The following is a 22,102-nucleotide window of genomic DNA, read 5'->3' as shown; positions in this document are numbered from 1 at the left end:
CATTACGCCAAGAACACGATGCATCGCTCTCAACGCGACATTTGCCTCTATTCCCTTCACAATACCCCACCGCAACGGAACTTGCCGAGATCGACGCGACTCATTAGAGAATGGTCTTTCAAGCGTTGAAGACACGCCCTTTATTTTTCAGGAATCTCCCTTATGCCCGCTGAAGCATCCACCATCCTTGTAGTCGAAGACGATGCCATCGTGCGCATGCTGATCGTGGATGTACTCGAAGAGTTGGATTTCAAGGTGCTTGAGGCCGCTGACGCCGAAAAGGCACTCGAAAGGGTGCAAGACACCAGCCAGGTGATCGACTTGATGATGACCGACGTCGGCCTGCCAGACATGAATGGCAAGGAGCTGGCGACCAAGGTCCGCGAACTGCGCCCCACCCTGCCTATTCTATTTGCCAGTGGCTATGCCGAAAATATTGATGCGACGTCCGGCATGCAGGTGATCGCCAAGCCATTTTCCATCGACCAACTACGTGACAAAGTCAAATCAATGCTTCCAGCCTGACACCTCCTTTAGGATCTGTCCGCGTCGACGAAGGGATTAACGTGACGTTCAGCCAATAAAACTGGAAACTCTGCGCCTTCACCTCACGCTCTTAGACAGAACTCAGGAAGGACGCAACAACATGATTGGAAAACCGACGCGCCTGCTGTTGGCGAGCCTCTCGATATTTATGAGTACCGGCGCCTGGGCTGACTTCACCGCCAGCCCGAGTGAAGCCCGGGCAATCGCCAAGGAAGCCTACCTGTACGGTTTCCCGGTGGTGCAAATGTACAAGACGCTCTACACCCAGGCCGTTGACAAGGGCGGCGCCCACTTCAAGGCGCCGTTCAACCATATCGGTAATACCGCGCAGGTATTGACCCCCAAGGACACCGCGCTCCCTAGCCCGAACGCCGACACACCCTACTCATTCGTATGGATGGACCTGCGCAAAGAGCCTCTGGTACTGACCCTGCCCAGGATTGAAGACGAGCGCTACTACTCGGTGCAGTTGATCGACCTCTATTCCCAGAACATTGCTTACCTGGGCACCCGCAGCACCGGCAACAACGGCGGTCACTACATGATCGCCGGGCCTGACTGGAAAGGTCAGCAACCGGTGGACATCGACCGAGTGGTCTACAGCGAAAGCAACATCGCCTACGCCCTGTACCGCACGCAGCTGTTCGATGACAAGGACCTGGGCAAGGTCAAGCAAATCCAGAGCGGCTATAAAGTGCAACCCCTGAGCAGCTATGTGAAGCAGCCTGCCCCGGCCAAGGTGCCGAAGATCGAATGGCCCAAGCCGACGGCGACCATGACCGAAGGCCCGCAACTGTTTCGCTACCTGAACTTCATGCTGGCCTTCGCCGCCCCACAGGACAGCGAAAAAGACCTGCTGGCGCGCTTTGCCAAAATCGGCATAGCGCCGGGTGCGCCGTTCAAGGTCAACCAATTGACAGCAGAACAGCGCAAGGCCCTGGAAGAAGGCATCGCCGATGGCCGGGCCGAATTTGCCGCCTTCAAGAAGGACAAACTCGACACTCATCAGGTTGCCCAGGCTGATCTGTTCGGTAGCCGCGACCGTCTGCAAAACAACTACCTGTATCGCTACGCCGGTGCCGAGTTAGGCATTTTCGGTCACTCCAGCGACGAAGCGGCTCACCTGAGCTACATCGTCGACAGTGAGGGTAAGCCGGCCAACGGCGCACGCCACAGCTACACCGTGCATTTTGCCAAGGACCAGTTGCCACCGGCCGATGCGTTCTGGTCGCTGACCCTGTACGACGCCAAGACAAAATTGCTGGTGCCCAACCACAAGAAGCGCTACCTGATCAACTCGCGGATGTTACCGGCCCTCCAGCGTGACGCCGACGGTGGCCTCACCCTGGCGCTGCAACACCACGAGCCACCGAAAGCCGAACAGAGCAATTGGCTGCCGGCCCCGCCCGGTCCGTTCTATGCGGTCCTGCGTATTTACCTGCCCAAGCCCGAGGTGGGTAACGGTCAATGGAAGCTGCCCCCGTTGACACCGCTGAAATAGCACCTGGGCTTGCCGAGGCTCAATGTTTTTTGAGCTTCACGTAGGACTGATGCAGGTCCGACGCCCAGCCGTCAATGACAACTTTCACGTCGTCGGCCTTGAGCACCTGTGAGTCATTGGCCAATGGCTTGCCGGTGCCTTTGCGCACCACCTGGGCCACCACTTTGTTCGTGCCTCCATCGAGGAACTGCGCCTCAGTGCCCAGCGTGGTCTCCTGATCGCGGATACCCGTGCCGGTGCTGACTGCTGCGGCCACCAGAGCCACGGGGATAAACTCGTAGGGTTTGAGGCTTTCGGTCTTGCTGCTCACGGCGGTAATCGCCGCACGCACCACGATCACGCCTGGGCCTGGAGCATTGGCGAGGGGCAGTGACTTGGCCAGTTCACGCCTGAGCGCCTGGTTGTAATAATCGCTGATGCCCCGCAGGGTGCTGTCCGGAATCTTTGCGGTGGCCTGGGGTTTGGGATAGAACTGGGTAGGCTCGATGTACGCCGCGGTGTAGCGGCTCAAGTCCAACTGCGGATCGACCCAGCGCATCACCTCTGCCCCGGAGGGCGACTTGGCTTCCTTGAGCTGGCTGTAATTGGAGAGAAACCCTGAATACTCATCCGGTTGCGGCACCTTGCTGGCACAGCCTGCCATGCCGAGCGAGGCGACGCACAGTGTGCTGATCATGAGCCTTAACTTCATTGTTGAACTCCCTGGCGACCATCATCGTAAGAATGAGATTTAGGTATAGCCAATACTTGGGCAATGCACCTGATTAAATGCAGAGCCTGTTTTTTTCTGTGCCGATCATGCGCGTTCGCGAGGGATCAGGCTTTGCAGCTGAGCGGCCAGGAAGTTGGCGTCGAAACCGAAGGTGTCCGGGTCTTTCAGGCCGTTGGTTTTCTTCCACAGCCAGTCGTGCTTATCCGCCGGCAGGACCAGCGACACACTGCCGTGGCGGGCGGCGGTGAGGCCCATCACCGACACTGAAATCAAACCACCGACGCCCATCACATCCGGCACGAACTCCACGCTTTTGCCAGTGATATGCACACTGAGTTTTTCGCTCTTGAAGGGTGAACTCTCCACCGGCACGCTCGGGCTGCTGGCGGTGTAAGCCTCGCGCTGAACTTCCAGCAAGCCTACGGTTTTTACCGGCTCCAGCCACTGTTCAATCTGGCCGAACAGCTCGCCAAGCTTCTGCGCCCAACGTGCTGATTGCAGGTCGAACTGCTGCTGTTTGTGTGCTTCGCTATCGGCGTAATGACGAAGCATCTCGCCCAGTTGCTGTACATCGTCCATTGCGGATTTCCTTGGGTGAGCCAGGTCGCGAAGCGTCATCATGGCAGATGCAGCCGCTCAAGGGGCGAGTAACGCGTACGAATAGGGCGAACGAGGTCAAACGCGGAAATCGGAACGCGCGATTCGCCCACTTATGCTCATTATGAAGTCTTCATTTTTGTCGCCATCGAAATCGAAACGCAATAAGGTGAGCTTATGGCTACGATAATACTCGCTGGTGACGGTGAGTTGAGGGTGGGCTGCGCGCAGGGCGGAAGTATCCAATTTATCCTTGCCGCTGACAAAGTCCGTTATTGTTGTGCTTCCCAAGCTGACGGATGAATCATTCGCGCCAATAACGAAGGTATTTTTACCCGGCCCGCCTGTCAGCTTGTTAGTGCCAGAGTTCGCCTTGACATAAAAAATGTCATCGCCCTCACCGCCCTCCAGTTCGTTACCGACGTCATTGCCAATTAAAATGTCATTGCCAGCACCGCCAATAGCCCGTTCGATGGTGACGCCATTGGCGATCGAAACGTTCCCTATGCCTCCCCCTACATTAGAGAAGCTGCCCGACCTTAAGTTGACAACCTGATCTTGCTTGAATGCGGAGAAATCGAATGTGTCTTTACCACCGGCGTCCCACACGCAAAATAATGGTAAATCATCGCCCGACGCCAATTTGAATACTTCACGATCGGCATTTGAGTTAAAGCCATATGTCGTATCTCCCGTACGCGTTTGAAGGTTCACACCGAATCGATCTTGCATGAGAGCGATATCATCCATCATCGGTGTACTTGAATACTGATTGCCCTCACCATGGGATTTATTAAAGCGATGGTCTGAGCGGTTTTCCAGAAAAGGACTTCTTAGCGTGTAAGCCAGCGTATTTTCCGCGTACTTGCTTTGCGATGCTGTGGGCGCCGGGTCAGGAAGCCCTAATTTAAAGGCCGTCGCCTTTGCAATGACGTGACGCCCAAAATTATTGGGTTTTTCCAGCCCATCGACATGGCCCTGGCTCAGCGTTACCAGCACCCTGCCGGGCTGATCATCGGACACGGGTGCATACCAGGGGGCCTGCCACTTGAAGCTACTGCCATCAACCTTAAACTGCATATGATGGGATTTTGCATTGACAGACTCTTTGAACCGAATATTTGCAGCATCGCTGAAATTATTCAGAGTCTCACGGATGACGCCTTTTTGTGTTTCTGTGAACCGGCTGGTCGTGGCGCCCGTTTCGGCACGATTGGAGAACTCATACGTCACCTCCGCGGGGTCCCCGGGACGCAGTGAACCCGCAAATCCGCTGGCATGTTTTGACCTCTCTAATACTTGGTCCGTGGACAATGAAACTTGGCGATATTTAATTTGATTGCCGCGGTCGCCTGCATGATCAATTTCGACGACAGTCCTGTGTGCCACGCTGGTGGCGTTTAACCTTGTCAAAGCAATGTTCGGATCAATATTCATGAGGTAGTCCTAAGGGAATTGGGAATTTGTCTACTCGTCTGACGGCAGATTAGTGACCTGCGTATCAGTGGTATTCCTACACAAGACAGTTCCAAAACTGACTTGGCACTTGAGGCGCGGCTCGCCTGGTAGCGTTGGCAAAAACTCCCGCCGGCGTCCGGCCTTCAAAGGATGTAACCCCAGGTACAGATGACAGCTGTAACGAACCGCCTTCATTGGGTAAGGTGAAGCCTCATCCCCTTGTCCGGAGCATTGCATGCGCACCATCGGCCTTATCGGCGGCATGAGCTGGGAATCCAGCGCCGAGTATTACCGCCTCATCAACCAGCGCGTACGTGACCAGCTTGGCCCTTTGCGCAGCGCGCAGATTTTGCTGTACAGCGTGGACTTCGGCCCGGTGGAGCAGGCCCAGCACGCCGGTCGCTGGGACGATACCGCGCTGATCCTGGAGGACGCCGCGCGCCGTTTGCAGGCAGGGGGCGCCGAGTGCGTGGTGCTGTGTACCAATACCATGCACCTGGTGGCGCCGCGTATCGAGGCGGCGGTGTCGATTCCATTCCTGCATATTGCCGACGCCACGGCGGCCGCGGCGTTGGAGGCCGGTACCTTGAAGGTAGGTCTGCTCGGCACCGGTTTCACCATGGAACAGGACTTCCTCAAATCCCGTCTCGCCGCCCAGGGCCTGACCGTGCTGATACCGGACGCGGATGAGCGCAAGCAAGTGCACCGAATCATTTATGAAGAGTTGTGCGTGGGGGTCATCAGCGACGCCTCGCGCCAGGTGTATCAGCGGGTGATCCAGGCGCTCGCCGCGCGCGGCGCCCAGGCGGTCATCCTCGGCTGCACGGAAATCTGCCTGTTGATCCAGCCCGAACACAGCGCCCTGCCGCTGCTGGACACCACCGCGCTGCATGCACAGGCGGCGGTGGCGTTTGCTCTAGCGGATTAAGCCGACTTGCGCAGGCGCGCCATGCTCAGGGTGTCGACAAACGCACCGTCACGCAGGGCGTAATCGCGCAACCGCCCCTCCACTTCGAAGCCGAACTTGCGATACAGGTGATGCGCGGCTTCGTTGTCGGCATACACCGTCAGTTCCACGCGGTGCAGGTTCATCCAGTTGTCGGCGACGTCCAGCGCGGCGGTCAACAGCCGCGAGCCGACGCCCTTGCCCTGCCAGGCAGTCGCCACGCCCATGCCGAACGAACCGACATGGCTCTGACGCACGCGCAGGTACTGCTCCAGGCCCAGTTGGCCAACCACTTCACCGCCATGTACCGCCACCAACTGCAAGCGCCGCTCGTTATCCATCACCAAACGCTTGCGCCAGGCTTCCACCGATTGGAAAGGCATTTGCAGCACCTGACGGCAGACCGCCGGTTCGTTGTAGAGCGCGGCGACGCCCTCAAGGTGGGCCTCGGTAAAGCGCTGGATCACGATATGGGGCTCAGGTGCGTGCATTGTGTTTCATCCTTTGAAAGACCAATGGCGGACCAGTGTAGGGGCAAAGTCAGGCGCCTGACGAGCCCGGCGTTTTCCCACACATCAACCAGCGCCATCCTGCATCTGAACGATGGCAGTCCAGCCGTGCAACATCGATACTCAACCCAGGCCCTGCCCCCTGAACCCAGGTCCCGGCCTTCACCCTGTGACGAGAACAACAAAAAAAGTCCCACAGAGGAATACCTATGAGTCGCCTTGATTCCAATGGCCTGTTGCAGGCCTTCAGTACCCTGGCCCTGGATCTGCAGCGCCTGGCTCAACATCAAGACATCGAACATTTCCAGCACCATGCCCTGGCGCGGCTGAGCCAGTTGCTGGCATTTGACAGTGCCTGGTGGGGGCGCGCGGCGGTGATTGAGGGGGTGCCGGAGGAGCACAACAGTTACCTGTACCATTTGCCACCACACTACCTGGCGGACTGGCAGTCGATCCGCCATCTGGACGTGACCGTCGGCCGAGTTCATGCAACACCCGGCCAGGCCGTGATCATCGACATGCGCGACCCGGCCAATGGCAGCGCCTTGAATTGGCTGGGGCAGCGCCACGGCCTGGACCAATTGCTGTGCGTGATCCATATCGACCCGCAAACCCACCTCAGCGACCACCTGACGCTGTACCGCAAACCCGGTGCGCCCAGGTTCAACACCCATGACTGCCTGCTGCTCAATAATCTGATGTTGCATCTGGTGGCGGCAGTGTCCGCGAACCAGATCCGCACGCTGGTGGCCATGCGTGAAACCCTGACCAGCCCACGCAACCTCGCCTTGGCCGTATGCGACCCTCGAGGCGTATTGCAATGCGCCGAGCGCGGCTTTATCGACATTTTGCTCAGTGAGTGGCCGCGCTGGAGCGGCCCTACCCTGCCGGTACAACTGGATGAACGCGGCCATGCCGGCAAGCACATTCACATCCAGGTTTCGGCAGTGGGCGACCAGTTGCTGCTGGCGGCGCGCCTCAACCGTGCACTGCCCCAGTTGAGCCCGCGAGAGAACGACGTGGCCCAGGGGTTTGGCGAGGGCAAGACTTATAAGCAAGTGGCCCGCGACCTTGGCCTTTCACCCAATACGGTGCGCCACCATCTGCGCGCCATTTACACCAAGCTCGGGGTCAACGACAAGGCGCGTATAGCGCACTTGGTGCACGCCCCTCCCGACTGATCCTCGCCCTTTCAACTTAAGACTTTGCCACGCTCGTTTTCACGGTCGCGGGCAGCTGTTGCCCGTTTTTTGGCTGCCGCTTACAAGAGATGCCTTGCCATGATTCATTCACCTCTATGCAAGATCACAGTGCTGCTTGGCGGCACGCTGCTCAGCCTCGACAGCCAGGCCGCCGACCTTAACGCCCGGGACTTTTTCGGCGCACCGCCGGGCACCAGCCTGGGGGTGGTGTACCTGCCCGCCACCCGTGCCGGCGATTTCCATGGGCCCGCCGACAGCACCGGCAAGGCCGACCTCAAGGTCAACGCCCTGGCCTACCGCCAGGTGTATTTCACCGACGCCTGCGGCACGCTGTGTACGCCGCAGTTCATCCTGCCATTTGCCGATATTACGGCGCGCTTGCCCGGCACTGAGCAGCGCACCCGCGAGCGCGGCCTGGGCGATCCACAAGTGGGCGGCACGCTGTTTTTCATCAACGACCCGGCATCGCGCACCTACAGCGGCCTGTTGAGCCTGATCACCGTGCCGCTAGGTGAGTACCACAGCCATAACCCGGATGTGTCCCCGGGTGCCAACCGTTGGGGCGCCACCTTTGTCTACAACTACACCCAGGGCATCGGCGACAACTGGGTGCTGGAAGCCAACCTCGAAGCCCAGCTTTACGCCAGGAATGACGACTATTTTGGCAGCGAACTCAAGCAAGCCCCGCTGTACCGCCTGCAAGCCTTCGCGTCCTATGACTTCAGCGCCGCCACTTACGGGGCACTGCGCCTGATCCAGGCGGATGGTGGTGCGCTGCGCATCAACAATCGCCGTATCGACGATACCCACAAACGCTACACGCAACTGGGCCTGGAACTGGGGCATTGGCTCGACACCCAGAACCAACTGATGGTCAGCCTTTCGCAAAACGTCGCTGCCTCCAACGGCTATGCCGGGACCGAGGCCTTGCTGCGCCTGGTCCATGTGTTCTGATCCCCATTCCTGGAGTTTGAAAATGCCTACTCAACCCTCTGCGGCAAAGGCACGGCTGGCAGCAATCGTGCTGTTTGCCGCCATCACCCCAACCATCCTGATGACCGCACCCGCCGTGGCCGCGCAGTTGGCCAGCGAATGGCAACTGAGCCCGGCACGCATTGGCGATTTGTTTTCCGTGGAGCTGGGCGCGATGAGCCTGGCGACCTTGCCTGCCTGGTGGTGGCTCAAGCGCGTTGACTGGCGCGCCGCGGCCCTGATTGCAGCGCTGCTGTTTATCGTGGCCAATCTGTTGTCGATGCGCGCCGACACCTATGCAGCGTTACTGGCGCTGCGCTGTACCAGCGCCCTGGCCGGCGGCTCATTGATGATCCTCTGCCTGGCCAGCGCCGCCACTACCGCCAATCCCAGCCGTGTCTACGGGCTGTGGGTGATGGGCCAATTAGTCGTCGGTGCACTCGGGCTGATCGTACTGCCGGGCTTGTTCGAGCGGTTTGGACTGAACGCCTGTTACCTGATCCTTGCGGGCTTGATGACCCTGTTACTGCCTCTGGCCCGGGCGTTTCCCGCTGGCAATGCCACGGCACCGGCAAGCCACGGCCCTTCATTGCCTGGCTCGCGCTGGAAAGCCGCGCTGGGGCTCGGCGCGGTCCTGGCCTTTTACATCAGCTTGGGCGGTGTCTGGACCTTTATCGGTGCCTTGGGCGCCAGTGTCGGGATTTCCCCGCAACACAGTGGTGAGGTACTCGCCATCGCAACCGTAATGGGCATTGCCGGCGCCGCGAGCGCGTCGCTGATTGGCGGGCGACTGCCCCGAGCAATGCTGTTGCTCGGGGGTTATGCGCTGATGGTGGCGGCTGTGCTGCTTTTGCTCGGCGAGCCAGCGCTGCTGCGTTTTGCCCTGGCGGCGCTGCTGTTCAAGTTCATCTGGACGTTCATCCTGCCGTTGGTGCTGGCCTGCCTGGCCGATCTTGATCACAGCGGCAAACTCATGAACGCCTCCAACCTGGTGATCGGCGGTGGCCTGGCCATCGGCCCGGCGATTGCCGGCCGCCTGATCGAGGCCAGCGGCGGGTTCACCCTCCTGCTGCTGGGCGCTGCCGTTATCACGTTGCTTTCCCTGGTGATGATCCTCACCAGCCGTCCCAACCACCTCACCGAACTGGAGCCGGTATGAACCGAACCACCGCATTTTTCTTCGATGAAATGAGCCTGTGGCACAGCGCAGGTGCGCACGCGCTGACATTACCCGTAGGCGGCTGGGTACAACCGCCGGCTGGCAGCGGTCATGCCGAATCCCCGGAGACCAAACGCCGCTTGAAAAGCTTGTTGGATGTGTCTGGATTGACGCGTCATCTGCACCTGCTTAGCGCACCGCCGGCCAGTGAAGCAGACCTGCTACGGGTGCACAGCAGCGCTTATCTGCAACGCTTCAAGGCCCTGAGCGATGCTGGCGGCGGCGAGCTCGGCCCGCAGGCGCCGATTGGGCCGGGCAGCTACGAGATCGCGAAACTGTCTGCGGGCTTGACCATCGCCGCCGTAGACACGGTGCTCAAGGGCCAGGCGCACAATGCCTATTCCCTGTCCCGGCCACCTGGGCATCACTGCCTGGCAGACAGCGCCATGGGCTTCTGCTTTCTCGCCAATATTGCCATTGCCATCGAAGCGGCCAAGGTCCATAACGGGCTCGGCAAAGTCGCCGTGATCGACTGGGACGTGCACCACGGTAACGGCACGCAATCAATCTTCGAGGAGCGCGCCGATGTGTTGACGGTTTCACTGCATCAGGACGCTTGCTACCCACCGGGCTACAGCGGCGAACAGGATCGTGGCCGGGGTCCTGGCCTGGGCGCCAACATCAATATCCCGCTGCCGCCGGGCAGTGGTCACGCAACCTATGCGCATGCGATGGAACGCATCGTGTTGCCCGCCCTTGAGCGTTTCGAGCCAGAGCTGATCATCGTCGCCTGCGGCTATGACGCCAATGCCGTCGACCCACTGGCGCGCATGTTGCTGCACAGCGAATCGTTCCGGCTGATGACCCGCAGCCTGCGCCAGGCAGCCGAGCGTTTGTGCCAGGGCCGCCTGGTGCTGGTGCATGAAGGCGGTTACAGCGAAGCCTACGTACCGTTTTGCGGGTTGGCGACTCTGGAGGAATTAAGCGGCGTGCGCACCGCGGTGCAAGACCCAATGCTGGAGTTTGTGCAATTGCAGCAACCCGGTGCGGCTCTGCAAGCGTTTCAGCAACAGTGGGTGGAGCGGTTGGCGCAGGGGGTCAGTGATTAGCAGCAAGGCGCCACACCCGCGCAATATCCGCGGCGCGCTCGCGCAACAGGCGAGGGGCCTCGCTGCAGGCTTGCTCCAGACTCATTGGTCCCGACGGTAGGGCAAACGCCGCATCCACACCGTGGGCATACATCTGCTCGTAACCGTCGCCCAAGGTGCCTGCGATCACAATGACCGGTACGCCATGCTGGCTGGCGATGCGCGCTACCCCGAACGGGGTCTTGCCGCGCAGGGTCTGAGCGTCGAAGCGGCCTTCGCCGGTGATGACCAGGTCGGCGCCGCGTACGGCGTGTTCGAGGCCAACCAGTTCGGCGACCACCTCCACGCCCGGACGAAATTGTGCACCGAGGAATGCCTTGGCGGCGAAGCCCAGACCACCGGCAGCACCACTGCCCGGTTCGTCGCGCACATCCTTGGGCAGCACCTGGGCGCAGTGGTGGGCGAAATGGTCAAGGGCGGCGTCCAGTTGTGCCACCTGCTCGGGACTCGCACCTTTCTGCGGGCCGAAAATTGCTGAGGCGCCGTGAGGACCGCACAGGGGGTTATTGACGTCGGCAGCGATCTCAAAGCGCACCTGCGCCAAACGCGGGTCGAGCGTTTCAAGGCTAATACGCGCCAGGCGCGCCAACGCCAGCCCACCCGGGGACAGCGGCTGGCTTTCTGCGTCAAAAAGTTGCACACCCAGGGCCTGCATCGCACCAGCCCCGCCATCGTTGGTCGCACTGCCGCCAATCGCCAGGATAATGCGCTGCGCCCCCGCATCCAGGGCGGCGCAGATCAACTCCCCGGTGCCATATGTTGTCGTCGAACACGCGTCGCGCTGGCCCGGCGCGACCAGTTGCAAACCACTGGCCTCGGCCATCTCGATAATCGCGGTATGGCTGTCGGCCAACCAGCCCCAACGTGCCTCGACTTCGTCTCCCAGTGGGCCTCGCACGGTTTGCCGGCGCAACTGGCCATTGCACGCGGCAAGTACCGCATCCACCGTGCCTTCACCGCCATCGGCCATTGGGCATTCGACCAACTGCGCATCCGGCCAGACCTGGGCCAACCCTTCGGCAATGGCCTGGGCCGTGCCTGCGGCACTGAGGCTGTCCTTGAACGAGTCGGGGGCGATGATGATCTTCATGATGGGCTTTCTCCGGTTTTTATGATGCCCATGCTGCCAGTTGGCCTGGGCAATGACGCCGGTCCGATGCACAAGTGCAGGTGGGGTTTGTTGGTCATTTCTACAAAGCCTGCGCCTCCAGAGGCTGAGGCAACAACTGCACGCCCAGGTATAAGGTAAGCATACCGTCGAGGGTCAGCGGGTCGACGCCGCTGAGTTCGGCAATACGCTCCATGCGGTAACGCAAGCTGTTGCGGTGGATGCCCAAGGCATCGGCACACGCCTGGCTTTGCCCGTCGTGCTCGCACCAACTGCGCAAGGTGGCCAGCAGTTGCCCGTTGCTGTCCTTGGCCAGCACCTTGCGCAAGGGGTTGAGCAACTCGTCCAGGGCGTCGTCGTTGCGATGACGCCAGAGCATGACCGGCAGACGATAACGGGTGAGGGTCAACAGGCGTGTCTGCGGCAGGAGATCGCGGCCATAGGCAAGCAGATCACCGACACGGCGGTAGCAGCGGCGCAGCCCTGGCAAGCCATCCGCTTGCCCGCCAACCGCAACACGCAGGATAGTCCAACCCAGGCCGTCGAGCTTTTCCAGCAAACGCGGATTATCGACCTGCACAGCGGCAGGCCGGCACCACAGCAGGGAGAACTGCGCAGGGCTGACGCACCAACTGTCGGGATAGCGGCTGGTGAGCCAGGCACTCAAGGCTTCTGCCGATTGGCCCGGGCCCAGTTCGAACAGGTATGGCGTGCGCGCCAGATGCGGTTTGAGGCCCAGTTGCCGGGCTTCGTCCACCAGACGGGGGGAGTCGCCATTGTCGGCCAGCAGCAAGGCCAGCAAATCATCACAACGCTGGCGTCGCCATTGCTGCTCGGCTTGCTGATGGCGGTGGCTGACCAACATTTCAGCCGTCATGCGCACCAGTTCGGCATAGGTGCGCAGGCCATCGGGTTCGCCGGTAATGCCCAGCACGCCGATCAGCCGCTGATCGTGCATAAGCGGCAGGTTGATGCCCGGTTGCACGCCCTTGAGATGCTTGGCGGTCTGCCCGTCGATTTCCACCACCCGGCCATTGGCCAGGACCAACTGCGCCCCTTCGTGACGAGTATTGATACGCTCCGGCTCACCGCTGCCGAGGATCAGGCCCTGGCTGTCCATGACGTTGACGTTATAGGGCAGGATTGCCATGGTGCGATCGACAATCTCCTGCGCCAAGTCATGATCCAACTCGAACATGGGGCTAATTTCCTGAAAAGACGGGTTGTTCACCGGCACAGCGCAAAGGTGGCTTCGCTGTGCGCCGGCACAAAGACAGTCGCCCATCACGTCGCTGAGACTGTTGGGGCGGTCAACGTTACCCTCGCGCCGCGAAAAATCATAATAAAGAGAGAATCCCCATGTCACAGAGCGCTACTGCCGCACTGGCCAGCGATGACGATAAAAACGCCATCTACAAGCGCATTACCCTGCGCCTGATCCCCTTCATCTTTATCTGCTACCTGTTCAACTACCTCGACCGGGTCAACGTTGGCTTTGCCAAGTTGCAGATGCTCGATGCGTTGAAGTTCAGCGAAACCGTGTACGGCCTGGGCGCCGGGATTTTCTTTATCGGCTACGTGCTGTGCGGCGTGCCGAGTAACCTGGCGCTGACCCGGTTCGGCCCACGGCGCTGGATCGCGTTGATGATGATCGTGTGGGGCACGCTCTCCACGTGTTTGCTGTTCGTGACTACGCCCACGCATTTCTACACTTTGCGCCTGTTTACCGGTGCCGCTGAAGCCGGCTTCTTTCCAGGGGTGGTGTTGTACCTTTCACAGTGGTTTCCGACCTTCCGCCGTGGGCGGATCATGGCGCTGTTCATGTCGGCCATTCCGGTGTCCGGCTTGCTCGGCAGCCCGTTTTCCGGCTGGATTCTCAACCACTTCGCTGCCGGCCAAGGCGGGTTGGCCGGCTGGCAGTGGATGTTCCTGCTGCAAGGCATCCCGACTGTGATCCTCGGTGCCCTCGCCTACTTCCTGCTCAGTGACAGCTTCGCCCATGCCAAGTGGCTCAAGCCCCATGAACGCGCAGTGTTGGAAGCCGACCAGGCCACGGACCTGGCGAACAAGCCCGCAACCACCAGCGATTCGCTGGCTGAAGTCTTCAAGAACCCGGCGATCTGGGCGTTCGGCCTGATCTACTTCTGCATCCAGAGCGGCGTGTACGCCATCAACTTCTGGTTGCCGTCGATCATCAAGAACCTGGGCTTCAGCGACAACCTGGTGATTGGCTGGCTCAGCGCGATCCCGTATCTGCTGGCGGCGGTGTTCATGTTGCTGGTGGGCCGCTCCGCCGACTTGCGCAAGGAACGTCGCTGGCACTTGGTAGTGCCGATGCTGATGGGCGCCATCGGCCTGGTGATTGCGGTTAACTTCGCCACCACCCCGGCCATCGCCATCCTTGGCTTGACCATCGCCACCATGGGCGCCCTGACCGGCCTGCCAATGTTCTGGCCGGTGCCCACGGCCATGCTCAGTGCCGGTGCCGCAGCGGGTGGCTTGGCGTTGATCAACTCCATGGGGCAGATGGCGGGGTTTCTCAGCCCGTATATCGTGGGGTTTGTGAAGGATGCCACTGGGTCCACGGATGTGGCGTTGTACCTGCTGGCGGCGGTGATTGTGGGTGGGAGTGTGCTGGCTTTGAGGATGACGCGTACGCTCAAGGTTTAACCTCCACGGGACGGCGCAGATGCTCTTGGAAGGCGTGAGGGTGTTTGCGTCGGCACACGGTGCCTTGAATGGAATTAAAGGCTTGCCTTTTATACCTGTCACTTTTGACAGTATTCAAATTCCTGGATCGCGTTTAGCCTTCTTGGTGAATTCATTTCACTTCTTGAAGGGCTATCGAGATGATCAGTAAAACGGCACAGGGCACTCAAGGTACGTTAGCAGTCACAGTAGCAGGCGCGCACAACCTGACCTTCCAGGGTGACGCGGATAAAATGGATATGTACCAGGAGCCAAATGGAATATGGCATTTGGTGGCGACAAAACGGCTCTCGCCAGAGCCCAACCATTTTTATGGCATTGATATTTATCTTCCCGCTGAGCTACCGAGTGACGGGACCCAACACAGCTATAGCTTTGCCGATGGGCGCGCCAGGTTGCTCTTTTCTGCGCATGAAAACTCGGGTATTTCTCCCTATTGGGCAACTGCCGGGGAGATAACAGTGTCATTCGACGGTGAACGGATGCAGGCGTCTTTCTCGGGTAAAGCGCAGTTTGGTAGCGATAAACAGATAACGCTGACAAAAGGTGATGTCGACCTGACAGGCGTGTCAATGGTTCACAGCGCCCAGTATCCGGCAAAAGGCGAACTGAACCTGACCTTCGAGGGGGGACCACTACCGGGTTCTTACTCTTTCAAAACCGACCTGCGGATTGATAGCTCCGACTTCGGGGGCCACCGCCCAGATCGCCGAATCTTCATGGGCGACTATTACCATGACGGCTTGCCGCGGACTCGGAATATTTTTGCCATCGTGGTCTATAACGACGCGAAGGGATTGATCCATGACCTGGCCGGCAACAATGACGTCCGCGTTCAGTTTCAACGACTCGACAGCTATGGGACGGTGACAGCCCATGCTGGGGTGCTGAAACTGAACGAAGAAGTCACTGACGAGCATGGCTCGGGTGAGTTTGCCTGTTCCTTTCGAAGAAATGACGGGCCTGAGTTTACTGCCATAGGGACGTTTACACTGGACAAGGCCCGTCATTAACCAAAGGGCACCGGCGGTGGGCGGTTACAGTTGTCCGCCGCCGTCGATATCGATGATGCTTCCCGTTATAAAGCTGTTCTCCATGGCCAGCACATACCCCGCCGCCACGTCTTCAGCCTGCCCTACCCGGCCAACCGGCAATGCCCCGCCCGCGTTGGCAAACATCGCCACGCGCTGCTCTTGCGCCAACCCGGCATAGGCCGGGGTGTCAATCACGCCCGGGCTGATAACATTGACCCGACGTGGCGCCAGTTCCTTGGCCAGTTGCTTGCCCAATGCCTCGGTCGCAGCGTTGATGCCGGTCTTGATGAACTGCCCCCCTGCCAGCTTGCGCCCCAACTGACCGGAAGTCAGGGTGATGCTGCCGTGTTCATTCAGGAACGGCAGCGCTTGTTGAATCGCACGCAGCGCGCCCCAGAGTTTCACATTGAAGTTGTCCTGGGCTTCGCCAAGGTCGGTTTCGATCAGGGGCTTGGCCCGCACCGAAGGGCCCGAGGTGTAGACCAGGTGGTCAAAGTGCCCCACCGTTTCGAACAATCGCTGCAACGACGCGCTATCGGTGACGTCTACCGGTTCGCTGCGTACGCCGTTCTCGATGCCGGAGGTCAAGCGACGCCCGGCCAGCACCACGTGCGCGCCGCGAGCGATGGCCGCCTGGGCCACTGCCGCGCCGATACCGCTGCTGCCGCCAATAACGATGACGGTTTTACCGCTCAGAGAAGAAATCATGAGGAAACTACCTGGACAAGAAAGTGAGCCTTCATCTTCCCAGCTTGGCAATCGGCGAAAAATCCGGGTAAAACGACAAGATCTTTAAAGGATTTTTATCAATGGGCTCGATTCTCGACCTTGAAGTCTTTGTACGCAGCGCCGACACCGGTAGCCTGACGGCCGCCGCCCGTGGCCTCGGCCTTACCCCAGCAGCAGCCAGTATCGCCCTCAAGCGCCTTGAAACCCGGCTCGGCATCCGCCTGCTTGCTCGCTCCACCCGCAGCATGCGCCTGACCGAAGAAGGCCGGCGTTATCTGGACAGCGTGCGAGTGGCGCTGGAAGCCCTGTCCGAAGGCGAACATGCCATCAAGCAACAAGGCCAAAGCCTCAGTGGTTTATTGCAATTGGCCGCTCCCTCGGACTTTGGCCGCAATGTGCTGCTGGGCTGGTTGGATGAGTTCAAGCTCGAGCACCCGAACATCCGCCTGCAATTGTTACTCAACGACAGCAATGCCGATTTGTTTCGCGACACCGTCGACATCGCCCTGCGCTTTGGCGTGCCGAGGGATTCCAGCCTGGTGGCGCTGCCGGTGGTGCCCGGCCACCAGCGCATCGTCTGCGCCAGCCCCGACTACCTGGCGCGCTACGGCGCACCGCAGGTACCTGCAGATTTGGCGCAGCACAGTACGCTGCGCTACATGCGCCGCGGGCAGGCCAATAGCACCTGGTATTTCCGCCAGGGCACACTGCTGCAGGAGGTCGAAGTCAGCGGTGACTACCTCAGCGATGACGGCGAAATCGTTCGGCGCTGGGCGCTGGCCGGCCATGGCATTGTCTATAAAGCCAACCTGGATGTGGCCCGGGACATCCAGGCCGGGCGGCTGGTGCAGTTGCTTCCCGACTGGCAAGGCGAACCCACGCCGTTCAACCTGATGTGCCCTCACCGCCTGCAAGTGTCGGAGCGGGTGAAAGTGCTGCATCGCTTTTTACAGGCACGCTGCCAGACATTGCTGCGCGGATGAAGAAATGCACCCAGGGCTTGTTCCAGAGCCGTCGGGTCTGGTATTGCATGACTCACATTTGCCTGCCATGAGGAGCTTTGCATGATTTACCGCACATTGGGCCAGTCCGGGTTGAAGGTCAGCGCACTGACGCTCGGCACCATGATGTTTGGCGAACAAACCAGCACCGAAGACTCGCTGCGTATCATCGACAAGGCCTGGGACCAGGGTATCAATTTTATCGACACCGCCGACGTCTACACCGGCGGGCGCTCCGAAGAGATCGTCGGCGAAGCCATTGCGCGCAATCGCCAGGATTGGGTGCTGGCCACCAAGGTCGGCTTCGGCCCCGCCGATGGTTTGCCCAACCGCAGCGGGTTGAACCGCAAGCGCATCTTCAATGCGTTGGAAGCCAGCCTTGCGCGCCTGGATACCGATTACCTGGACATCTACTATCTGCACCGTGAAGATCACGACACGCCTCTGGAGGTAACCGTGTCGGCCATTGGCGACCTGATCCGCCAAGGCAAGATCCGCTACTGGGGCCTGTCCAATTATCGCGGTTGGCGCATCGCTGAAGTGATTCGCGTGGCCGAGCGCCTGGGGGTAGATAAACCCATTATCAGCCAGCCGCTGTATAACATCGTCAACCGCCAGGCCGAAGTCGAGCAAATCACAGCGGCGGCAGCCTATGGTTTGGGTGTGGTGCCTTACAGTCCGCTGGCCCGAGGGGTGCTCAGTGGCAAGTACGCACCTGACGTTACACCCGAGCCAGGCAGCCGTGCCGCGCGCCAGGACAAGCGCATCCTGGAAACCGAATGGCGGGTGGAGTCGCTGCGCATCGCCCAACTGATCCAGCAATACACTCAGGGACGTGGCGTGGGGATTGTAGAGTTCGCAATTGCCTGGGTGCTTAACAATGCGGCAGTGAGTTCGGCGATTGTGGGCCCCCGTACCGAGGCGCAGTGGGATGCCTACACTCGCGCGCTGGACGTAAACATCACGCCTGAGGATGAGGCCTTCATTGATTCGCTGGTCACGCCTGGGCACTCGTCCACTCCGGGGTTCAACGATGTGGGCCATTTTGTTTCCGGCCGCGTGGCGTTGCGAGCGGGCTGAAATCTGCCTGATAGCATGGAGATTAAAATGTGGGTGGGAGCAAACTCCCGCCCACATTCTATTTCTCGCAAAAAACGCCATACTCCCCTCCTGGAACTGGATATGAATCGGCTTTCGCGAGGACAGTGTGTCTAAAGGTGTGGTGTTATCGGTCTTGGCCTCGGTGTTGTTTGCCGTGATGTATTACTTCACGTCACTGCTCACACCGTTGAGTGGTCTGGAGATTTTCGGCTGGCGCATGTTGCTTACAGTACCTTGCATGACGGTGTTCATGATCGTCAGCGGCGAGTGGCGGCGGGTGTGGGAACTGTTGCGGATATTGGCGGCCAAGCCGCGCCTGATCGCCGGGGTGCTGGTGTCTTCTGCCTTGCTCGGCGTGCAACTGTGGCTGTTTATGTGGGCGCCGCTGAATGGGCGCAGCCTGGACGTGTCCGTTGGGTACTTCCTGCTGCCGCTGACCATGGTGCTCACCGGGCGCCTGGTCTACGGCGAGCGGTTGTCACGGTTGCAACAGATCGCTGTGGTGTTTGCCGCGCTGGGCGTACTGAACGAGTTGTATCAGGCTGGTGGTTTTTCCTGGGCAACGCTGGTGGTGATCATCGGCTACCCGGTGTATTTCGTGGTGCGCAAATACCTGACCACCGACCATTTGGGCGGGCTGTGGCTGGATATGGCGCTGATGCTGCCGGTGGCTTGGTGGTTTGTTCAGAGCGGTGAACAGGGCTTTGCTGTGCTCGATGTGCATCCCAAGCTATACGGGTTGATTCCGATGCTGGGCTTGATCAGCGCTTCGGCGCTGGTGAGCTACATTATTGCCAGTCGCTTGCTGGCCTTCAGTCTGTTCGGGCTGCTGAGCTACGTAGAACCGGTGCTGCTGCTGGCGGTGGCTCTGCTGTTGGGCGAAGGCATCCAAGGCGGGCAATGGCTGACCTATATCCCGATCTGGCTGGCGGTGATGGTACTGGTGTATGAAGGGTTCAAACATCTAGTGCGTCAGCACCGAGCTTGAATGGCTGGATGGAAGTGGCGCAATGGCGTGGGGGTATCCATTCCCCTTTGTCGAGTCAGGTCCTGACTTCGGTCGTCGGTAATTCAGGCTTACCTACGCTTTGTTCAATAACGTCGGCTGTGCTCTCCAGCCTTTCCCTCCACTTACCGTAATAGGGGATGTTGCTCTGGATTTGACTGCCCACCCTTTCCAAGTTGGCATCCATCTCTGCCTTATCAACACCAAACAGCTTGCCGATACGATTATCGTGATTCAATTCAAGCAGTGTTCCTTTGATGGGGTCTTTCAGGATGGTTTCGATGGAATTCGCCATGTTGTCAGGAACACTCAGCGCTTTCAACGCGGTAGCCAGGCCATGCCCAGGACTTCGGAGTTGCTTCAGGAACTCGTCGTAAAGACCCATTAGGTCATTAGCGCGCACGTTGTTCAGGGAGACACTGGTTATTTTCTTGCGGAACTCATTGAAGGTCATGGGTTCAAGCGGTTGGTTTTGGTTCAACCCGTTTTGGACGAAATAAAATCTCCTCGCCTTGGCGTCCTTTTTTTGGCCGCCGCCTTGCAAGTTTCCATAAGCGTCGTAGCTATAGACGATGGCCTCACCATCTGGCCGATACCCGACATAAAACGCCTTGCCATCTGGTTCCAGTTTATAGAGCTGCGTTCGCACCAGCTCGTCGACCTGAGCGGGTGGGACCGAAGCGTCTTTGTTCAACCGCTCGAAAATATCCCCCCGCTCATGGCCGAAACTACCCACGACCGCATTAATATCACCAGCCGCGAACTCGCCGAACTGCTTGTTGACCCGTTCCTGCTGCTTGGGTGCTTCAGGATTGGAAAAATGCTGGGTAAATCGCTTTCGCTCAGTCAGGTCATTGGCTACGTCCTTGAGCCAGGCCGTCATTTCCTCTGCATTCTTGAACTCATGAAACGAGGTTACGTCATCTTCCGGCATATACAGCACGAAATTAGGCCCATCTTCGGTAGGCGGCACCCGCTTGATCACCATCATGTCATTGGACTGAGCGCCATCAACCGCGAATGTCGAGACCTGCACCCCAGGCGCACCCGGTTTGTTGGGTGAGACCACAGCCTTCACCAACTGATAACCCTCGGCGCTGAGGGTGTCGCCCAGGAACTCGGTTTCACCATCATCCAGAAACTTCTTACGCGCCTGATTGACCGGGTCTGCATCATCGGATGAACGCACATTACGAACTGGCGCGGCCTGTTCCGCTGGTAGGCTGGGCTCGATCGGGCGTTGATGGGTAGGAGAATTCACATTCATAAGCGGACCTCTTCGGAATGGAAGCGCAGGTTTCTCTGCGCTCCTCGCCTCTGTGTGATACTTGAAAAAACATCTGTTCCTATTCCACCGCCCGGCAATTGCAACCCGATATAACCGACACAAAAAAACCCGGTAAAAACCGGGCTTTTTCGTTATCCATTGAATTACTCGGCAGTCAGTACGCCGCGACGCACCTGGTCGCGCTCAATCGACTCGAACAGCGCCTTGAAATTGCCTTCGCCAAATCCATCGTCGCCCTTGCGCTGGATGAATTCGAAGAACACCGGCCCCATCAGGGTTTCCGAGAAGATCTGCAGCAGCAGGCGCTTATCGCCTGCAACCGAGGAGCCATCCAGCAGGATGCCGCGCGATTGCAACTGGTCCACCGGCTCGCCGTGGTTCGGCAGGCGGCCTTCCAGCATTTCGTAGTAAGTGTCTGGCGGTGCGGTCATAAAACGCATGCCGATCTTCTTCAACGCGTCCCAGGTTTTGACCAGGTCGTCGGTGAGGAACGCCACGTGCTGGATGCCCTCGCCGTTGAACTGCATCAGGAACTCTTCGATCTGCCCGGCGCCCTTGGACGATTCTTCGTTCAACGGGATGCGGATCTTGCCATCCGGTGCGCTCATGGCCTTGGAGGTCAGGCCGGTGTATTCGCCCTTGATGTCGAAATAGCGCGCTTCGCGGAAGTTGAACAGTTTTTCGTAGAAGTTGGCCCAGTAGATCATGCGTCCGCGATAGACGTTATGGGTCAGGTGATCGATGACCTTGAGACCCGCGCCTACCGGGTTGCGGTCAACGCCTTCGAGATAGACGAAATCGATGTCATAGATCGAGTTGCCTTCGCCGAAGCGGTCGATCAGGTACAGCGGCGAACCGCCGATGCCCTTGATCGCCGGCAGGTTCAGCTCCATCGGCCCGGTTTCAATATGAATCGGCTGGGCGCCCAGTTCCAGGGCCCGGTTGTAGGCTTTTTGCGAGTCCTTGACGCGGAATGCCATGCCGCACACCGACGGCCCATGTTCGGCCGCGAAGTAGGCGGCGAGACTGCCGGGTTCGTTGTTGAGGATCAGGTTGATCTCGCCCTGGCGATACAGGTGCACGTCCTTGGAGCGGTGGGTCGCCACCTTGGTGAAGCCCATGATCTCGAAGATCGGCTCCAGTGTGCCAGGCGTCGGCGATGCGAATTCGATAAATTCAAAGCCCATCAGGCCCATTGGGTTTTCATATTGGTCGGTCATTTCGATGCCTCATCATTCTTGTAGGTAGCAATTGATCAGTTGCGAGCAAGGATGAGGTTCGAGGGTGGCGCACAGGAAAGACCCCGCACGCTGCGGGCGAGGAAGTCACCAAAGATGAGGGGGGAGCCGAGTAGCTTCATGGTGTCATCAGTCTCT

21 protein-coding genes are annotated in these 22,102 nt (G+C 59.3%); 12 read left to right on the top strand and 9 right to left on the bottom strand.

Features of this window, described 5'->3' with window-relative positions; all coding sequences use genetic code 11:
* The first annotated feature begins 162 nt into the window (after window positions 1–162).
* Complete coding sequence (locus IH404_RS14660; RefSeq protein ID WP_005788275.1) at window positions 163–525, top strand: response regulator; 363 nt, start codon at window positions 163–165, stop codon at window positions 523–525.
* A 121-nt stretch (window positions 526–646) separates the two neighbouring features.
* Complete coding sequence (locus tag IH404_RS14655; protein WP_194438192.1) at window positions 647–2,047, top strand: DUF1254 domain-containing protein; 1,401 nt, start codon at window positions 647–649, stop codon at window positions 2,045–2,047.
* A 19-nt stretch (window positions 2,048–2,066) separates the two neighbouring features.
* Here the strand turns inward: IH404_RS14655 and IH404_RS14650 are convergent, their stop codons facing one another.
* From IH404_RS14650 to IH404_RS14640, 3 genes are all read right to left on the bottom strand, one after another.
* Window positions 2,067–2,738, bottom strand: coding sequence for a DUF3313 domain-containing protein (locus IH404_RS14650; RefSeq protein WP_005788271.1), 672 nt, complete (start codon window positions 2,736–2,738; stop codon window positions 2,067–2,069).
* A 105-nt stretch (window positions 2,739–2,843) separates the two neighbouring features.
* Window positions 2,844–3,338, bottom strand: coding sequence for a hypothetical protein (locus IH404_RS14645; RefSeq protein ID WP_005788270.1), 495 nt, complete (start codon window positions 3,336–3,338; stop codon window positions 2,844–2,846).
* Window positions 3,339–3,434: 96 nt separating this feature from the next.
* Window positions 3,435–4,793 (bottom strand): M10 family metallopeptidase C-terminal domain-containing protein, encoded by a 1,359-nt coding sequence (locus tag IH404_RS14640; RefSeq protein WP_194438191.1) that lies wholly within the window; start codon window positions 4,791–4,793, stop codon window positions 3,435–3,437.
* A 256-nt stretch (window positions 4,794–5,049) separates the two neighbouring features.
* On the opposite strand from IH404_RS14640, the gene IH404_RS14635 reads away from it, so the two are divergent.
* Window positions 5,050–5,742 (top strand): aspartate/glutamate racemase family protein, encoded by a 693-nt coding sequence (locus tag IH404_RS14635; RefSeq protein WP_005788267.1) that lies wholly within the window; start codon window positions 5,050–5,052, stop codon window positions 5,740–5,742.
* Here the strand turns inward: IH404_RS14635 and IH404_RS14630 are convergent.
* Window positions 5,739–6,251 carry a GNAT family N-acetyltransferase gene (locus IH404_RS14630; RefSeq protein ID WP_005788265.1) on the bottom strand — a complete coding sequence of 171 codons (513 nt, stop codon included), beginning with the start codon at window positions 6,249–6,251 and terminating at the stop codon, window positions 5,739–5,741. The genes IH404_RS14635 and IH404_RS14630 overlap by 4 nt on opposite strands.
* Window positions 6,252–6,478: 227 nt before the next feature.
* Between IH404_RS14630 and IH404_RS14625 the strand changes: the two genes are divergently transcribed.
* From IH404_RS14625 to IH404_RS14610, 4 genes are all read left to right on the top strand, one after another.
* A complete protein-coding gene (locus IH404_RS14625; RefSeq protein ID WP_005788263.1) occupies window positions 6,479–7,450 on the top strand; it encodes a LuxR C-terminal-related transcriptional regulator in 972 nt (323 codons plus the stop codon).
* Window positions 7,451–7,549: 99 nt separating this feature from the next.
* Window positions 7,550–8,425, top strand: coding sequence for a transporter (locus IH404_RS14620; protein WP_194438189.1), 876 nt, complete (start codon window positions 7,550–7,552; stop codon window positions 8,423–8,425).
* 22 nt (window positions 8,426–8,447) lie between these two features.
* The gene (locus tag IH404_RS14615) at window positions 8,448–9,602 is read left to right on the top strand and encodes an MFS transporter (protein WP_005788260.1); all 1,155 of its coding nucleotides are present in this window, start codon (window positions 8,448–8,450) and stop codon (window positions 9,600–9,602) included.
* On the top strand, window positions 9,599–10,711 hold the full coding sequence (locus IH404_RS14610; RefSeq protein ID WP_194438187.1) for a class II histone deacetylase: 1,113 nt from the start codon (window positions 9,599–9,601) through the stop codon (window positions 10,709–10,711). The genes IH404_RS14615 and IH404_RS14610 overlap by 4 nt, the downstream gene beginning before the upstream one ends.
* Here IH404_RS14610 and IH404_RS14605 read toward each other — a convergent pair.
* Window positions 10,701–11,840, bottom strand: coding sequence for a glycerate kinase (locus IH404_RS14605; protein ID WP_194438185.1), 1,140 nt, complete (start codon window positions 11,838–11,840; stop codon window positions 10,701–10,703). The genes IH404_RS14610 and IH404_RS14605 overlap by 11 nt on opposite strands.
* 100 nt (window positions 11,841–11,940) lie before the next feature.
* On the bottom strand, window positions 11,941–13,056 hold the full coding sequence (locus IH404_RS14600; RefSeq protein WP_005788254.1) for a sugar diacid recognition domain-containing protein: 1,116 nt from the start codon (window positions 13,054–13,056) through the stop codon (window positions 11,941–11,943).
* Between the two features lie 161 nt (window positions 13,057–13,217).
* On the opposite strand from IH404_RS14600, the gene IH404_RS14595 reads away from it, so the two are divergent.
* Both IH404_RS14595 and IH404_RS14590 read left to right on the top strand, forming a co-directional pair.
* The gene (locus tag IH404_RS14595; protein ID WP_005788253.1) at window positions 13,218–14,528 is read left to right on the top strand and encodes an MFS transporter; all 1,311 of its coding nucleotides are present in this window, start codon (window positions 13,218–13,220) and stop codon (window positions 14,526–14,528) included.
* 179 nt (window positions 14,529–14,707) lie between these two features.
* A complete protein-coding gene (locus IH404_RS14590; protein WP_194438183.1) occupies window positions 14,708–15,580 on the top strand; it encodes a hypothetical protein in 873 nt (290 codons plus the stop codon).
* A gap of 24 nt (window positions 15,581–15,604) precedes the next feature.
* Here IH404_RS14590 and IH404_RS14585 read toward each other — a convergent pair whose 3' ends face one another.
* Window positions 15,605–16,309, bottom strand: a complete 705-nt coding sequence (locus IH404_RS14585; RefSeq protein ID WP_194438181.1) for an SDR family oxidoreductase — start codon at window positions 16,307–16,309, stop codon at window positions 15,605–15,607.
* Between the two features lie 101 nt (window positions 16,310–16,410).
* Here IH404_RS14585 and IH404_RS14580 point away from each other — a divergent pair, with 101 nt between their 5' ends.
* The 3 genes from IH404_RS14580 (at window position 16,411) to rarD (ending at window position 19,420) form a co-directional block, all read left to right on the top strand.
* The gene (locus IH404_RS14580; RefSeq protein ID WP_005788246.1) at window positions 16,411–17,313 is read left to right on the top strand and encodes a LysR family transcriptional regulator; all 903 of its coding nucleotides are present in this window, start codon (window positions 16,411–16,413) and stop codon (window positions 17,311–17,313) included.
* An 81-nt stretch (window positions 17,314–17,394) separates the two neighbouring features.
* Complete coding sequence (locus IH404_RS14575; protein WP_005788244.1) at window positions 17,395–18,411, top strand: aldo/keto reductase; 1,017 nt, start codon at window positions 17,395–17,397, stop codon at window positions 18,409–18,411.
* Between the two features lie 127 nt (window positions 18,412–18,538).
* Window positions 18,539–19,420 carry an EamA family transporter RarD gene (rarD, locus tag IH404_RS14570; protein ID WP_005788242.1) on the top strand — a complete coding sequence of 294 codons (882 nt, stop codon included), beginning with the start codon at window positions 18,539–18,541 and terminating at the stop codon, window positions 19,418–19,420.
* A gap of 55 nt (window positions 19,421–19,475) precedes the next feature.
* Here rarD and IH404_RS14565 read toward each other — a convergent pair whose 3' ends face one another.
* Together IH404_RS14565 and hppD are read right to left on the bottom strand one after the other, a co-directional pair.
* Entirely contained in the window at window positions 19,476–20,705 is a 1,230-nt protein-coding gene (locus tag IH404_RS14565) for a DUF6543 domain-containing protein (protein WP_194438179.1), read from the bottom strand.
* Window positions 20,706–20,869: 164 nt separating this feature from the next.
* A complete protein-coding gene (hppD, locus tag IH404_RS14560; protein WP_005788238.1) occupies window positions 20,870–21,946 on the bottom strand; it encodes a 4-hydroxyphenylpyruvate dioxygenase in 1,077 nt (358 codons plus the stop codon).
* Between the last annotated feature and the right edge of the window lie 156 nt (window positions 21,947–22,102).

The organism is Pseudomonas sp. OST1909 (genome assembly GCF_015277575.1).
GTDB lineage: Bacteria > Pseudomonadota > Gammaproteobacteria > Pseudomonadales > Pseudomonadaceae > Aquipseudomonas > Aquipseudomonas synxantha_A.
Note: the sequence above shows the minus strand (reverse complement) of the source record. Positions and strands in the feature narration are given on the sequence as shown.